Annotated in this window: 14 protein-coding genes; 6 read left to right on the top strand and 8 right to left on the bottom strand. The window is 47.7% G+C overall.

Features of this window, described 5'->3' with window-relative positions; genetic code table 11:
• Positions 1-309: 309 nt before the first annotated feature.
• The 6 genes from MGMO_RS11645 to MGMO_RS11620 all read right to left on the bottom strand — a co-directional run bounded on the left by MGMO_RS11645 (position 310) and on the right by MGMO_RS11620 (position 6,648).
• Positions 310-819 (bottom strand): TlpA family protein disulfide reductase, encoded by a 510-nt coding sequence (locus MGMO_RS11645; protein WP_023495251.1) that lies wholly within the window; start codon positions 817-819, stop codon positions 310-312.
• 64 nt (positions 820-883) lie between these two features.
• A complete protein-coding gene (locus MGMO_RS11640) occupies positions 884-1,723 on the bottom strand; it encodes a HEAT repeat domain-containing protein (protein ID WP_161808490.1) in 840 nt (279 codons plus the stop codon).
• Positions 1,724-2,038: 315 nt separating this feature from the next.
• Positions 2,039-4,693 carry a DUF3570 domain-containing protein gene (locus MGMO_RS11635; protein WP_036307729.1) on the bottom strand — a complete coding sequence of 885 codons (2,655 nt, stop codon included), beginning with the start codon at positions 4,691-4,693 and terminating at the stop codon, positions 2,039-2,041.
• Entirely contained in the window at positions 4,680-4,904 is a 225-nt protein-coding gene (locus MGMO_RS11630) for a DUF4266 domain-containing protein (RefSeq protein ID WP_023495247.1), read from the bottom strand. The genes MGMO_RS11635 and MGMO_RS11630 overlap by 14 nt, the downstream gene beginning before the upstream one ends.
• 162 nt (positions 4,905-5,066) lie before the next feature.
• The gene (locus MGMO_RS11625) at positions 5,067-5,543 is read right to left on the bottom strand and encodes a hypothetical protein (RefSeq protein ID WP_023495246.1); all 477 of its coding nucleotides are present in this window, start codon (positions 5,541-5,543) and stop codon (positions 5,067-5,069) included.
• Between the two features lie 175 nt (positions 5,544-5,718).
• Positions 5,719-6,648, bottom strand: a complete 930-nt coding sequence (locus tag MGMO_RS11620) for a hypothetical protein (protein ID WP_023495245.1) — start codon at positions 6,646-6,648, stop codon at positions 5,719-5,721.
• Positions 6,649-7,267: 619 nt separating this feature from the next.
• On the opposite strand from MGMO_RS11620, the gene MGMO_RS11615 reads away from it, so the two are divergent.
• Positions 7,268-7,651 carry a chromate transporter gene (locus MGMO_RS11615; protein ID WP_456152400.1) on the top strand — a complete coding sequence of 128 codons (384 nt, stop codon included), beginning with the start codon at positions 7,268-7,270 and terminating at the stop codon, positions 7,649-7,651.
• Positions 7,652-7,769: 118 nt separating this feature from the next.
• On the opposite strand, the gene MGMO_RS11610 is transcribed toward MGMO_RS11615, so the two are convergent.
• Entirely contained in the window at positions 7,770-8,864 is a 1,095-nt protein-coding gene (locus MGMO_RS11610) for a L,D-transpeptidase family protein (RefSeq protein WP_023495243.1), read from the bottom strand.
• A gap of 108 nt (positions 8,865-8,972) precedes the next feature.
• Positions 8,973-9,845 carry a LysR family transcriptional regulator gene (locus tag MGMO_RS11605; RefSeq protein WP_023495242.1) on the bottom strand — a complete coding sequence of 291 codons (873 nt, stop codon included), beginning with the start codon at positions 9,843-9,845 and terminating at the stop codon, positions 8,973-8,975.
• Between the two features lie 125 nt (positions 9,846-9,970).
• On the opposite strand from MGMO_RS11605, the gene MGMO_RS11600 reads away from it, so the two are divergent.
• The 5 genes from MGMO_RS11600 (at position 9,971) to MGMO_RS11580 (ending at position 14,763) form a co-directional block, all read left to right on the top strand.
• Positions 9,971-10,297: an EthD family reductase gene (locus tag MGMO_RS11600; RefSeq protein WP_023495241.1), complete on the top strand. Its 327-nt coding sequence runs from the start codon at positions 9,971-9,973 to the stop codon at positions 10,295-10,297.
• A gap of 76 nt (positions 10,298-10,373) precedes the next feature.
• Positions 10,374-10,874, top strand: a complete 501-nt coding sequence (locus tag MGMO_RS11595; protein ID WP_161808489.1) for a carboxymuconolactone decarboxylase family protein — start codon at positions 10,374-10,376, stop codon at positions 10,872-10,874.
• 41 nt (positions 10,875-10,915) lie between these two features.
• Entirely contained in the window at positions 10,916-12,028 is a 1,113-nt protein-coding gene (locus MGMO_RS11590; RefSeq protein ID WP_023495239.1) for a hypothetical protein, read from the top strand.
• A gap of 177 nt (positions 12,029-12,205) precedes the next feature.
• Positions 12,206-14,203, top strand: coding sequence for a TonB-dependent receptor plug domain-containing protein (locus MGMO_RS11585; RefSeq protein ID WP_023495238.1), 1,998 nt, complete (start codon positions 12,206-12,208; stop codon positions 14,201-14,203).
• 2 nt (positions 14,204-14,205) lie between these two features.
• Positions 14,206-14,763, top strand: coding sequence for a YfiR family protein (locus MGMO_RS11580; RefSeq protein ID WP_023495237.1), 558 nt, complete (start codon positions 14,206-14,208; stop codon positions 14,761-14,763).
• The last annotated feature ends 4 nt before the right edge of the window (positions 14,764-14,767 follow it).

The following is a 14,767-nucleotide window of genomic DNA, read 5'->3' as shown; positions in this document are numbered from 1 at the left end:
CCATCTTTGCCGCAATCGGTCGAACCACATTTTGGACAATTCATATTAGCCTTTACCCCTACAAATTGGGTAAGTGTAGCAAATGCTATACTAACTTAACAATACCTAATATCTTTGATTAAGCCTATTGAACGCTTTGTTTTATCAATGCGCCTGCCGTCATCCTTACTATTACTAAAAGAATCCCTTGCTCGTCCAATTATTCTTATTTCGTCAATACACATGATCGACATTTTACAAGAAAATCTTTCTGCCCATAAGTCATGCAACTTAAAGGTATCAAACAAATCTCTGTTGGCTTAAGTCGGCTCAGTTCCCTGCCACTTTCTCACTCAGCAATTTCTCGACAAGTTCTCGAACCTCATTCGCTTCTCCTGGTCTGAAACCCAAGCGGACATGATGAACCCCCCCCTTGCGGTCAATGATATAAGACGACGGCATCGCCTTTACGTCAAAATCCTTGGCGCATTGTTTGCTGACATCCGCCACTACAGTGAAATTGGCTGGAATCTTAGCCAAAAATGCGTTGGCATCGTCGACATTTTCATCCAGATTAACTCCGATAATCTGTAAGCCTTGACCGTTGAATTGTTCATGCATCTCATTTAAGAACGGGAAAGATTTTACGCAAGGACTGCACCAAGAAGCCCAAAAATCGACGTATAGCACCTTCCCTTTGTACTGGCTAAGGTCGAAGTTTTTGTTTTCCCCAATGGGCGACACAACACAGGACGGCATAGGCTGCCCTATATCGACCGCAAAGGCCGATGAGTTGATAAAAACAGTAAAAAGCAGCGTAAAAATGCGTTGTTTGTTCATAGTTCAGTTTTTATTGGTTTAACCAAGTGCCGGATAAAATACATGGCTTAGGTCAGATCATTTTTCAAGGATTGTTATTTCCGTTTTGGGTTAGCAATTCGAGTTTTATTTGCGCCAAACTCCGTACCGATTCATCACTGTCGCTAGCCGCTTGTTGCAGCAAGGCGACATCATCGACAATGCCTTCGACCGCCATTATTCTCACATCTTCCGAACTATCAAGCAGGGCTTGCTGGATATATCCGTTGGCATCGCTGCCCTCCCGGTGGGACAAACTTGAAATTGCCTGCGCCCTCACATTGGGATCCCGGTCAGTAAGCGCTTGCTCCAACTGTGCCTTGACATCAGAATCGCCTTTTCGCCCACCTGTCAATAAGGCAGCAATCGCTTCCACCCTTTCGTCTGGAATTGTCGACTGCGACTTTGCCAGGAGTTCATCGGTACGATCCGGTAAGGCTTTGCGGACTTTGCGGCTTGCTGGAAAAGCGTGCGAACCCTTACCTGTCATGCCCGCTACGGTTGGGCTTTCCAGATTAGCGGCAGCTTTATTTGTCTTTGGCCCTAAGACCCATGCTTCAGCAACTAACCGCTCGCCATCAACGTTGGCCGATCCCGTTTGATAACGAAAAATTAAATCCGCCTTCTTGTCCAGCAAGCATTCCAATACCTGCTTTAACGCATTCCCCTTACAAGTGGCAGTCACCAACTCTTCTGGAAGTGCGGAATAATGTATGGGTACGTGAATTTTGCCAGCAACCGCATCCAACGCTTTAGACAACAACAGTTGCCTGACTTCAAGCATGAGTTCGCCGCCCTTTTCGTTGCTCATGACCCAATTTAGCGACGCTGTATCCAAGGCTTGGGCTGTAGATACGCCACAACATCCAAGGATTAGGGCCATCATGCCCGGCCCGATAAATTGACTCAATAATTGCGGAAAGTTTATACACATAAAATCTTTATTAATGGCTTGCCTGGTTAAGAAATATCCGGTCTTGTCGAACCATGAATAAAATCAACTGATCCAGGATTTCCTTGATATAACTCTGCAAAATCATCATAGGAAACTACCTTATTTGCCTTGCATAAAAAATACGGCGATAACTTGTCTATCGCCGTAGGCCAGAGGGCTACTTCCTTGTAGCGAGGAAAAACGGTTTGTCGGAAATATCAACATATTGAGCATAGCAATTCGATTATCATTGGGACATAAACAAGACTAAAACATGACGCTCCAAGTCGCAGACAACGCGCCGTCACGTTCTAATTGGTAACCGTTTACCTTATCTTCCACGGGCTGCAACCATTCCACGCTAAGGCGGTTACCCGCAAGATCACCCGATGGCACAACAGCGCTTAGGCCGAAACCCACATCCCAATACTGTCCGCCGTAATTACTGGGATAATCCATTGGGCCGAATTGATTGATACGCCCATTGAATTGCCCCTGGATGCTGTCTTGTAACGTGTAGATTCCACGAACAGAGGCAATCAACCAGTGGGTAAGGTTATAACCACCCCAAGCGGTAGCCTGGAATAAATTCCCCAAGGCATAACCGGACTTGTTCTGGCTATCCATTCGCACGATGCCATTGGCCTGAGTGCCCCAGGACAATTGGTCTAACTGTCCCGTATACGTCAAGCTGGGCTTGAAATCCCACGTACCGCTGCCCAACTGCATTCCGTAATCAATAAAGCCACCATCAACCTGGTGGTTGCGCGCCAGTTGAATGTCTACATCCCCGGTAGGTGCGCTAAGTCCGGCTGTTGCGTGAACATGGTGTATGCCCTTATCGAACAACTTAAACATCGCATACATACCAAGATCGCCTATTCCGCCCGTTTCATGGCCACTTTGGATATGATGGGGGATATGTTGCGACAAATTGAAATCCAATACGGTTTGCGGATCAGGCGCACCATTCAGCGCACCCATCGACATGGACATATCCACAAATTGCGGCATCAGCATCAAGGTGAGCCAGTCAGTGGGGGCGTACATCAAATCCAGCATGTGCATATGCATCGTCATGCTGCCAGGCCTAAGGAAACAGGGATTCAAACCGCAACCATTGGCGACTATAGCCTGGTCGCTGACTGGGTCGGTGCCATGCAGCATGTTCCCCGATTGGTTCCCGTACATATAACGATAACCTACCATAAAATCGCCCGCCTGATGGAGCATGTGGCTGAACATGACCCCTGCTGGCGCTTGTCCACCGTGATCAAAATGGGTATGCCCGGCATGGGCGTTAGCAATACTGCCACCACCCAGTGATAAGGCCGCTAAATCCACTTTCAGCGCAGCATTAGCCACCCAGTAGTCAAAATCCGCATACGATCCTTCACCTCCACCGCCAATTTTGAACGAGCCTTGGTGAGTATAATATTCAAAACCTGTTTCAAGGCTTAGGCCTTTGGCAAACCGTTTGGTTACCGAAATACCGCCGCTTAAGGCACCAAATCCCGATAGGCGCTGGTCGCTGGAAAAATTGGCGGGTAGCTTTCCGGGATCATACGAAAGCCCTACCGCATGACCCTTCGCGTCAAATTTTTGTTTATACGCTTGTTGGGATACCAGCCAAGGCGTATAAAAATCCGCCGCATCCTGCGAGTAATACCTTACCCTGGGCGTGACTGTCCAACCACTACCCAATGGCTGCACCCAATCCGCCTCAAACGTATGCGCCTGTATGCCCCAATCGTCCGCCGAAAAGCGGTAATCGAAATGCAACGCCGCATCCAGGTTGTGGAGGTATTGTACATAGCGCCCCCCAAGATTCCATTGGTTACGCTCATCGGGTCGCTGTTCCAACAGCGCCTTGAGCCTGCCTTCAAAACCGCCCGGTGGTGCATTCGTTTGTTGGCCTGGATCAATAAAAACCACACTCACCGCTTTATACGGGTTAGCCATATAGCCCGTGCTGCGGGTATAACTGACATCCGCACTCATGAGGGCATCTTTATTGAGGACTTGGCTCACGCCAAAATGAGTGCCCCAATCCTGGCGATTGCCGTGGAGAATTTGCGCATCGGCCACGGATGACAGGGTATCGATCTGCCCCCTAAGATCATAAGCCTTTATATCTATGTAAGGTAATGTGTCATGGTTGAGCGTGGCATGCGTGTCACTATTGGTGTAACTCAAATCCAGGTTTAACGTGGTACGCTTCTGGTTGAGATCCCACCGTCCGCCAATATTGCCGAACCGTGATTCATAGTCATCTTCCACGGAAATGCCACCGCCGCCACTCAGTGCGACTTCATCCCATTCGTAGGTCAGCTTAAAATCCCCTTGCTTACGGGTTTCCGGCGAGGCAGTCGCCAGGGTATGGCTGAGTTGGTTGTTTCTTATTAATCCGCTGGTAGGGTCAAAAGGGGTAGCAAACTGCACAGGGTTAAGCTTACTATCCAAAAGCACCTGATTAAATCCTTGCAGGTACGGCGTGGCCCCAACGACCGTAAGCCCATCCGCAGAAACAAGCTCAGCATTCCCACCGAATACCGCTGGCGCAGTGGCAATGGGCGTTGCCCCACCCCAGGTGTCCTGCGTGTAATTAAAAGCGAATTTGATTCGGTCTGTTAACGTCACATTGGCATGGCCGTGTAGGCTATCAACTTCGATAGGGTTAAACGTATTCTTGATACCGGCCACTGTGTTATCTCCGCTCACAGGGTCGATTATCCCGCTGCTTATCGACCGTTTGCCTTCCTGATAATGGCTGTACTGAAAATCCACCTCATCAGTTTCGGCGGCATTCGCTAACGGCGAAAACAAGCCAGGCAACACCAATGCAGCGGACGTTAAAGCCAGCAAGGAAGCATTTTCCGGCAGCTTATGGCCGTTTCCTTTCGATGCCTTAATAGCAACCACAACCGCCTCCTTGCGCTGCATTACCGACCGCTGCGGCTTCACGGCTACCATTGATATGCGCCCTTAATCCAGTTTGCAAAGGATTAGGTTCTAGCGCCATCTGCGACTTAGCGAGATTGCCCCGCTCCCAAGGCTGCACCACCGTACAACCAGCGACAAATAGACACATGGCAAGCAACAGCCTGATCGCCGCTTGTTTAATTAATTCCATTCCTTAACCTAACCGCTGTTCGTGAGCCTTTCAACCGACCCTATTGTTATTTTTTAGGGATATGTAGTTTCATATTCCCGTACGACAAATTTATGGTTTCAAAAGCATTCCCGTCAATGCTGCCACCAACTCAAGCGCGTTCTCGCCTATAAAATCTGGGCCTTATTGATTTTGTAACATGACTGGATCATTGGTGCCGGTATGCTCACCAAGGGCCGTTTGGCAATGGAACTCAACCAGATAGATTTCCCTGCCAATTATTTTTGACCGAGTTTTATTGACACTCACGTTATATATACCTGATGCCCCACCTGCTAATATCAAGTCAGGGACACTAAAACTGGCATCACCATCCCTTCCCCAATCGGTGCTTAGTGCGGTCGTTTCCCCTGTCGTAGCAAGCGTCGCTTGAACGCTAATGAGCGCTGGATTTCTAGGTAGCAAATCTCTGACGTGCAGGAACAGATGGTCTGGCGCGCCTGTACCGTCATCAAAACAAGTGACTTGATAGACATCGGTTCCACCCGCCTTCGAATTCTTTCGTCCTATGGCCCCAGGCTGAGAATGTGCGGATACCATATCTGCGTACCCGATTGCAGCCGATAAGACGGCGACCATTATTTTCTTATTATTTTTCATCAGTTATCCTCACTCTGGTTACGACAATATCAACAACATCGTCGAAATTTGTTTTAATTATTTATAAACAAAGATTCCAAGGCGACCGCATTGCACGGTCAACCCTGGAATCGATGGCAAAACGATGCCGCTATGTGACATTGAACATTATGCCTAACCGGCTTAAACATGTGGCTTATAAGCCTTGGTTGCCTTTAGTAAAGGGCCGTGTGTTTTTACCAGTCAAGATAGTATCGAATGCAATACCGCTCGGCTCAACGCTGTACTCAACTTGCGTTCCGGCACAAAGGGCAAGATCGGCCGCCTTATTGGTCACCGACAAGGTTGTCCAGAACGTGGGTTGTAGAAGGTCAGGATCATTGTATAAAGAACTGCCGCCGTAAGGCGCAGTGAACCACCAGTCTGCCCGGTTGTTGTCACCATTGCCATTAGGGATATCCTTAAACTTACCCGAATTCGCCGCATCTGCTTGGACAAAACCGCTCGCAGCGGATGTGGTTTTAGGTATTTTTAAATCTTTGCCCGAGTCGTCTTTTGGCGACTTCCATGACCCTTTCCCATCGTTACCGGCGTTTTTCTCAGTGTCACAATAATTGATAACGCCGATCCTGATTTTCAGTGTTTTCACACAATTATTGGCAATAGTGGGCGCCGTTATTTTAAAGGGCGTAATAGCGTTCAAGTTTGGCGCCATTACGCCATCCTTATATAGCAGCCCCTGTATATTACCTAAGCTGTCCACCAGTTCTTCGGTCGTCTTAAAAGTTGAACCGTCGGAATAACCCGTTACAGCTAGTGAAAGCTTAGCACCGGTAATTGTACCGCCCCCATTTCCACCAACCTGGATAACCGTTCCGGCTTCGTCACGCCACACGGCATTGTCACCGAATGGGAACACAGCCGCTTGGCCGATCACCGGATATTGCTGGGCAGGGGGGCCGCCTTCGGAACTGTTATTGCAGCCATGTGTGATAGTAAAACCGTTGTAACTTGCCTTGCCTTCTTCCACAGTATCCCTAACGCCAGTGTGAGCGAGGGCTTGTCCCGCAGCAGATAGCGCCATAAGCACACAAAGCGTTAAGCCCTTAATTTTTGAAAGTGTCATTAAGCCCTCCATAGAGCATCGTTATAATTTTTAATAAAGCATTCCATCGTAGTGGCGACCGTTATGTCTCACGGCTAGAATATAAGCACTATCTATGCCAATAAAAGTTGTTCTTAAATAGCCGCTGCATAAAAATAAAACACCCATGAAAGTGAGCTCTAGACAAATATAACAAATTGATTAGTAATGCTTTATATTGATATTCTGAAAAATATTGACCCTTTCTTTTACCTTTCTATGCCGACAAAAAGCAGGAGGATGACTCAGGAAAATTTCTGACAAATCTCATTTTTACCCTTCCATCAAAAAAGTGTGTGATATGACACAGTTTAATTAAATTTCTCTTCTTACAAAACCCGCATGAACCGTGGCTTCCAGAAAAAAGTGTGTGATATGACACGCTTTTGCGTGAAAACTGTGCCATATCACACACTATTTGACCAAAACTTAGCGTCTAAGCTAAGTTTTCATCACAAAAATAAATTTCGACCTTTTATGGGAATAGTTCAGACACAATTCATGAGACTTTTTAACGCTGCCCAAACACCCCATTTTATTAATGCCAATCACCAAGCCCGACATCGGAAGCGCAGCAATTACAACGTATATAAGCTGGCTAATGCACAGAAGCTTAGGCGGCATTACGGCAGGTTTGCTGTTTATCCTGCCGTCACTATTTTTACTGATATTCCTGAGTTGGATTTACCTGTGCTTTGGTGACGTACCACTGGTCTCGGCGGTATTGTATGGAATCAAACCCGCCGTGACGGCGATTGTCTGGTTGAGCGCGACGCAAATGATAGACGACTTGGCATTAGGAGAAACCACGCCCGGCCCGTTGATTATGGCCGCGACTTTTGCGGGCTTTCTGGCTGGCTGGAACACCGTACCATTGGGTGGGGACAGTGTAGGTTTGTCCGCCACGCTTGCTGCCGTGATCGTCACTTACTTTACTTTCTTGCCCAGCTTCGTGTTTATCCTGGCTGGCGGGGCTATTGGTTGAGTTATAAGTATCTGCTTAGGTGCAAGCAGATATGACTTAACAGGTAGGCACTGATAAATTGAAATATTATCCGTTTAGCCGTTACATTGCACCTAACACTATTGAACCCAAGTGCTTCTTAAGTCCCGTGGTAATAACCACCGGGAGAACCTTTGCCTGCCGGCGTCGATGTAGAATTAGTGCCAGGAAATACTTCTTGCTGGGTAGGTGCGGCTTCTTGTGGCGCTGTCATGGGTTCAATTCGTTCATAAACTGCAACGGGCTCGCCGTCTAAATCCTTCAATGCCTGGTTCAGCGCTTTTTGGTCAATCTCCGGCATGTCTTCTTTTGTAGCTTTACGGATAAGGTCTAAAGCAACTGCGTAACGCTGTTCCTGGCCCATTTCCTCGCCTTCTAAGTCAGGATGCGCCTCCACGTACAGCACATTATTTAACCAACCCACCTTGATGGGTTGCTTGACGATATAGACTGACGTCCCTAAGGGAACCATATCGTACAAAGTTTCAACATCTTCAGGATACATCCGTACGCAGCCGTGGGTAATTTGCATCCCTATGCCGTAAATTTTATCGACATCCGTTCCGTGTATACGGTATTCCCCCGGCAAGTTGAGGTATAAAGCGCGTGTTCCCAAAGGGTTATGGGGACCTGGCGGTACGACAGGGGGCAAAGGATCGCCATTCGCCGCATGTTCGCGCCGAATGGATTCGGGCGGATTCCATGAAGGGTCTTTGACTTTACGTATCACTGAAGTTTTGCCTAGCGGCGTTTTCCAATCTTGCCGCCCTATCCCATGCGCGAACGACATGACTTCGCCCTTATTTCCGGGCGGGTAGTAATACATACGGAATTCAGAAATATTGAGGGTAATGCCGTTATGCGGGGTGTCTGGCAATACACGGCGATTGGGCAAGCGTACAACCTGTCCTTTCTTAATCAGCCATCGGTCCATTTTAGGATTAAGCTTGATAATTTCAGTTTGACCCAAGGTATAACGTAATGCCATATCCAGCAATGTCTCATCCGCCAATACAGTCGCTGTTGCATCGCCTGTTGGAAATTGTTCGAGCACAGTATCGCCAGGAGTAAGCGGCAATTGATAGGCGGTCGCTCCAGAACGACTGCCCGTAGCAATCAACGCAATTGAACAAACCAACAACGCAGTAAATTTTATTGAGCCGTTTTTCGATTTCTGGATTGGGTAACTAGTCATGTCTTAGGAGATGGTGTAAAGTTTGTGAGCCTTTGATAATCATCAGGTTCTTTCGTTCAACGTAGCCTATATATTAGCATGTTTTAATCCCGCAAACACACTCAATGATTAAGCGGCGCTTAAACTTGCGAGTAAAGTCTTCATCTCAGCCCTTTTTTGGCTATGGGGGTAATATATCGCGTATATCTGGCGGCTAATCTCAGGATTATACAAATAGCGCCAGCACACATCATTCGCATTGGCGGGCAAGCTGTACTCCGGCACCAGTGCTACACCCAGTCCTGAGCGCACCAAATTGACGATCCATTCCTCGCTATTGCTGCGGTAGGCGGCATACAAGATGACTTCCTGGTCTTGGCAAAGAGACCGTAGGTTTTCCCTCAATTCGCAGTTCAACCTGTCCAAATAAGGCTCAGACTGGATGTCTTTGAGGTCGATTTTGCCAAGTTGATTAAACCGGTGCTTATTGTTAAAGGCAACGACGTAGCGTTCGTTATACAACAACGTCGATTGGTAGGGCGAACCCAACAATTGAACGGGGGCACTAATCACTAAATCCAACAAATCCGATTCCAGTCGTTGCAGCAAGGCCGCTTCGCTGTCAATAATCAGTTCAAATTCAATATTGGGGAATTCTTGCCGATAATAGGCAAAGACCGGGCTCAAACGCTGCGAGCCTATCGTTGCCATTAGGCCAATTCTCAGCGGGATGTTATTCAACTGGGTAAAGCGTATCGCATCAGCCTTCGTCGCAACGGTTTCTTTGTAAATCTTGCGGAAATTAGGCTCTATCAATCGACCCAGCGACGTCAACAAGCAACCAGAACGGTCACGGGTAAACAACTCTCCGCCCAATTCATCTTCCAGTTTTTTGATGGACTGCGTCAAAGAAGGTTGGGAAATATAGCTGAATTGGGCGGCGCGGGTAAAACTGCCATGATCGCATACCGCTAAAAAATAACGGATTTGGTGCATCTCCATTGTCGTATTCTCAAACATATATAGTCAAAAGCTATTCTTTCATAGAAAGTTAGTATTTTACAACCCTTATAAATAGCGCATAAGATGAGCATCCCCATAAACAAACACTATGAGAAGGAAAGATAATGAAAGCAGCAAAACTGATTGTTATGTACCCTACCCCCACTGATGTCACTGTCTTTGAGCGCCGTTACGAACATGAACATGTTCCTATGGCGGTCGCAAAACTGGCCGGAAAAATCCGCTTTGATACCAACTTGATCACTTCGGCACCGGGGAAAACACAAGCACCCTACCATCGTATTGCGGAAGTCTATTTTCCGTCCATGAAGGATTTGGAGGACTGCCTGAGTTCGCCAGGCGGACAGGAAACGGCAGCCCATGCCGTTGAAATTTCCAGTGGCGGCGATCCTTTGTTTCTAATTGCCGAAGTTGAAACTTTCGTGTTTTAGGATTTCTGCACTATTTGGAAAACCCATCTCCATTGACCGAGAAAACATAATGCATCACCTGACTTCAAGCCTCGAAATGGCAAATATCGCTGGACTAGTGGCGAAATACCCTCGCCGTGGTATCCTGCTGTACAAATTGCTGGAAGACATAAAAGGCAGTATCTCGCCCCTGAGCACGGGGATGCGCGAACTGATTATCATGTATATCTCAGGCCTCCATCAACAAGAATCCGGTTATGGTACGGACGGGGCAGCAGTGACGGGGCTGGCTGCCGACGAATCCATCATCAAACAATTAAAATCGGACATTAACAGTGCTAATGTTGATGAAAAGCTAAAGCCCATCCTGCGCTTTGTAAAAAAACTGACGTTAACGCCCGACCAAATCACCCATGCTGACGTAAAACCCATCTATGACGCGGGCTGGGACGAACGCACCTTTCATGACTCGGTATACCTGTGTGCCGTACTCAATTGCATAAACCGCTTTACAATGGGCATTGGCGTTGATATGGGGACAGAATCCAGGCAGGAAAGGCCGCCTGTCGCCCATTCCTTGGCAACTTGCCTTTCCTGACAATACCAGACTATCGACTTCATAGCATCAGGGCTAATCCGATGAGCACGCTACTCCTGTATTTTTTCAGATTATTGATCGCGGGCTCTTTTGTTGTTTTGTTTATAGGGTTGTTCAAACCGGAATGGTTGCGGTTTCGCGACAAACAACCCGATCTCCTGATGACGTTCGCCATGGCATTTGGCCTGTTTATGGCGGGTTTTACGGGTGCAAGCAAGACTTACTACACGGTCGACAGTAAGGTCAGCGAAGCCGCAAAAACTGGCATTGAAATTAGCGAAGCAATCTACAGCAATAATATGCCTACACCCGACTGCCAACTCGGAGAAAAACTCGGCAAACCAGGTGCCAGCGACGATGAAAAAACAGATGACGGCATTCACTTTGCCGTCAGGACACCGGGCAATTATAACGGCACTGTCGCCCATCCCTTACTGATGGCCTACGCGCCCGCCGGACGGGATCGTGACGATGCAGAAGAATTAATGTATTTGACCCGCGAGGCAACAGCGGCAGGGTTCATTGTCGCTTATGCCGACCATCGTCCGTTATCGCCGGAATCGGTCGTCCAACTCGCCGAGATACCCAAGCTGATTGAACAAAAGTGGTGCGTCGACAAAAAAAGAATATTTTTGACCGGCCATTCTGACGGCGGAACTATCGCTATGGCAACCGCCATTTTCAACGGCACCAAACACATTCCTGCGGCAATAGCCCCGAGCGCAGTTGGCATGCGATACGAAGACCTGGAAGACCGCAATTGTGTGAAACCAACCCCTGTCATGCTAATGCACAGCAGCCGCGACAAACTGTTCCCCAATTACGGCAAGGAAGCGATTGAATGGTGGGCGAAATGCAACAAATGCACGACCAAAACCTACAAGGCCAGCGACCGTAAAGCACCAGAATCCGGCAAAGCATGGGGCTGGGAAAGTTACTATAAGCAAGAACTGGCACAAAAAGCCGAAGACCTTAAACCCGGGCAACCCCTACCTTTCACCGCTCCAGTACCTGGCGTTGAAGGCTGCATGGCGTACAGCGGCTGCAAAAATGGCGTACAAACATGGTACTGCGAAGGAAACGGGCCACACCCAGAATGGCCTGGTAGAAACCAAGCTATTATTGGTTTTTTTAAGGCCGTGGCCGTTAACTAGGCACCACATGTATTTCTCAATCCTCCTTAACCCACTTAGCAATCCCGTTCTTAAAAATCAAAACTGATTCACCTTTTTGCCAATTGTAAGTATCCAAATACTGTCTATATTTGTTAACATTTGACTTAGCACCAATGTTATCTAACCGAGGACAAACCGATCAACACAGGCAACCTATTGTTCCGGTTGAGATACCTACAACTTTCGCTGTTTTGCGGTATCTTATTTTTTGGGCAAACGCTTTGGGCTAAAGAAGCCGACAAGCTATTAGACCTACCGCTGGACCAACTGGTTAACGTAGAAGTAGTCTCCGCCTCGCGCTTCAAACAAAAATCATCCGAAGCACCCTCCGCAGTCGATGTCGTCACTGCCGAAGATATTCGTAGCTTCGGCTGGCGTACCTTGGCCGACGCGCTCAATGCGATGCGCGGCCTAGTTGTCCGTAATGACCGAAATTATTCTTACCTAGGCAATCGGGGATTTTCCCGCACCGGTGATTACAACTCACGGGTGTTGTTTATGATAGATGGCCGCCGGATGAATGATGCCATTTACGATCAAGGCGCCTTAGGGGAAGACTTCCCACTGGAAATGAACTTAATCGAGCGTATCGAATATATCCCTGGCTCTGGCTCATCGGTCTATGGTGCGAATGCCTTGCTAGGCGTTGTCAATGTCATCACAAAAAAAGGCAAGGATTTTAATGGTGTCCGTATAAGCGGCGAGGCAGGAAGCCTGGATACTTATCGCGGTCGATTGACCTATGGTAAAAAGTGGCAAAACGGTGCCGACTTATTAATTAACGGCTCACAATATTTCAGCCACGGTGCAGACAAGCTGTTTTTTCCTGAATTCTCCAGCATCAATGGCGGCATTGCCCAAGACATGGATCTAGAACGGTCTAGCCGCACATTTGGTAAATTCAGTTACGGTGATTTCACCTTGCGCGGTGGGATTGTAGATCGCTACAAACGGGTACCCACGGCAGCTTTTGGCACCCTCTTCAATGACAAAGATTTCTATACCGTAGACCAGCGAGCCTATGTCGACCTGGATTACCTGACTCAAGTCAACAACGATCTCGGTATGGAAGTACGGGCATTTCATCACTGGTATGATTACCATGGCATTTACCCCTACGATTTTAACAACGGCATCCCTCCCCTGGTTCGTGTGGAGAATTTCGATGCTGTGGATAGCCGCTGGTGGGGCGGGGAATTTAAGTTGACAGGGACCCAGTTCAAACACCACAAATGGCTTACCGGACTGGACGTGCAATACGACCAACTTCAGCACCTAGTCAATTATGACATCAAGCCTTTTCAATCTTTCCTGAATTCAAACCGTCATGGCTGGCGGGCTGGTGTTTATGTACAGGACGAGTACCGTATAACCGATCACTTACTGATCAATGCCGGCCTTCGCCTGGATTACCATCACATGATCAATAGCCTCCAGCTTAACCCTCGCGTGGGCTTGATCTGGGACATCACGCCGGCCTTCACTGCCAAGCTGTTGTACAGCTCGGCTTTCCGTGCGCCAAACACTAATGAACGTGATTACAACTCCCCAAGAACTAACGTAAGCAATCCCAATAATAAGGAAGAGTTAATCAAAAGCTACGAAGTGGTCACAGAGTGGTATCCAGGTAAAGGCCTCAAATTACTGGGCACACTTTTTTACAATGACTTGAGCAAAGTGTTAGTGCAAGATCCCGTTTCTCTAAAATTCGTCAACACGGGGAAATTCCACACCTATGGTTTTGAGCTAGGTGCCGAAAAACGCTGGGGAAATAATCGCCTATTCAAGCTGACCTGGACACATAACTACACCCGCGACGAAAACCTTAATGGCGGAAGTTGGGCACCGGATTCACCCAAAAACCTGGTTAAGCTGCATTATGCCGAACCCTTGTTCAACGACACCTTGCGCTTGGGTTTTGAGGAAATTTTCGTAGATGACCGGCGCACCTTAGCCAACAATATCGCGCCCAGTTACCACCTATTTAATATTGATTTGGCGATACCCAAGCCCATATATGGATTTCAAGCTTCACTCGGCATTTACAATGTCCTCGATCAACGCTTTAAAGTCTTGGGCGGCATCGAACACGTCCAAGACACCTTGTCCATGGATGGCCGCACGGTCAGGTTTCGTTTGGAGTATAGTTTTTAAATATGCGGTTACGGGACGGCTGCATTCCTCTAATTATACGCAAAACGTATACTGTCTTGCTTGTGGGCATTATTAGCTGCAATGTTTCTTTTGCTGACCCAACAAGTGAGATACAATCACTAACGATCGCCTTTCTCTATAACTTCATGAAGCTAAGTGAATGGCCTACGGACGTAGGAAGCGACGGACTCACTTTATGCGTCACGGAAGGCAGGGATTTCGTTGAGGAACTGCAATCAATCCAAGGCAAACTGATCAAAAATAAAACCTTGAGGGTTAAAAACTTAGTCCTGGGAGACAATCCTGGCGACTGCCAATTGCTTTTTCTGCCTAGCGAGGAAAAACCCATCCGGCTGCGTGAATGGCTTAAACTTATTGAATACAAACCGGTTCTTACAGTCAGCGACACCCCCGGATTTCTCGACCAAGGCGGAATGGTCAATTTGGTTAGTGAAGACAATCACCTGCAATTCGAGGTCAACTTGGAACTCGCAAAAAAAGCGGGCATCGAAATGAGTTCGCAAATGCTGAAGATAGCCCGTGAAGTTAGAGGGAAATAACGAT

It is taken from the genome of Methyloglobulus morosus KoM1 (assembly GCF_000496735.2).
GTDB lineage: Bacteria > Pseudomonadota > Gammaproteobacteria > Methylococcales > Methylomonadaceae > Methyloglobulus > Methyloglobulus morosus.
This window is presented reverse-complemented; position numbering and strand designations above follow the sequence as displayed.

What these genes read in the sequence shown, in the direction of transcription:
- MGMO_RS11645 (WP_023495251.1), bottom strand. Translation starts at nt 819, where the DNA reads ATGAACAAACAACGCATTTTTACGCTGCTTTTTACTGTTTTTATCAAC.
- MGMO_RS11640 (WP_161808490.1), bottom strand. Translation starts at nt 1,723, where the DNA reads ATGATGGCCCTAATCCTTGGATGTTGTGGCGTATCTACAGCCCAAGCC.
- MGMO_RS11630 (WP_023495247.1), bottom strand. Translation starts at nt 4,904, where the DNA reads ATGGAATTAATTAAACAAGCGGCGATCAGGCTGTTGCTTGCCATGTGT.
- MGMO_RS11625 (WP_023495246.1), bottom strand. Translation starts at nt 5,543, where the DNA reads ATGAAAAATAATAAGAAAATAATGGTCGCCGTCTTATCGGCTGCAATC.
- MGMO_RS11620 (WP_023495245.1), bottom strand. Translation starts at nt 6,648, where the DNA reads ATGACACTTTCAAAAATTAAGGGCTTAACGCTTTGTGTGCTTATGGCG.
- MGMO_RS11615 (WP_456152400.1), top strand. Translation starts at nt 7,268, where the DNA reads ATGCACAGAAGCTTAGGCGGCATTACGGCAGGTTTGCTGTTTATCCTG.
- MGMO_RS11610 (WP_023495243.1), bottom strand. Translation starts at nt 8,864, where the DNA reads ATGACTAGTTACCCAATCCAGAAATCGAAAAACGGCTCAATAAAATTT.
- MGMO_RS11605 (WP_023495242.1), bottom strand. Translation starts at nt 9,845, where the DNA reads ATGGAGATGCACCAAATCCGTTATTTTTTAGCGGTATGCGATCATGGC.
- MGMO_RS11600 (WP_023495241.1), top strand. Translation starts at nt 9,971, where the DNA reads ATGAAAGCAGCAAAACTGATTGTTATGTACCCTACCCCCACTGATGTC.
- MGMO_RS11595 (WP_161808489.1), top strand. Translation starts at nt 10,374, where the DNA reads ATGGCAAATATCGCTGGACTAGTGGCGAAATACCCTCGCCGTGGTATC.
- MGMO_RS11590 (WP_023495239.1), top strand. Translation starts at nt 10,916, where the DNA reads ATGAGCACGCTACTCCTGTATTTTTTCAGATTATTGATCGCGGGCTCT.
- MGMO_RS11580 (WP_023495237.1), top strand. Translation starts at nt 14,206, where the DNA reads ATGCGGTTACGGGACGGCTGCATTCCTCTAATTATACGCAAAACGTAT.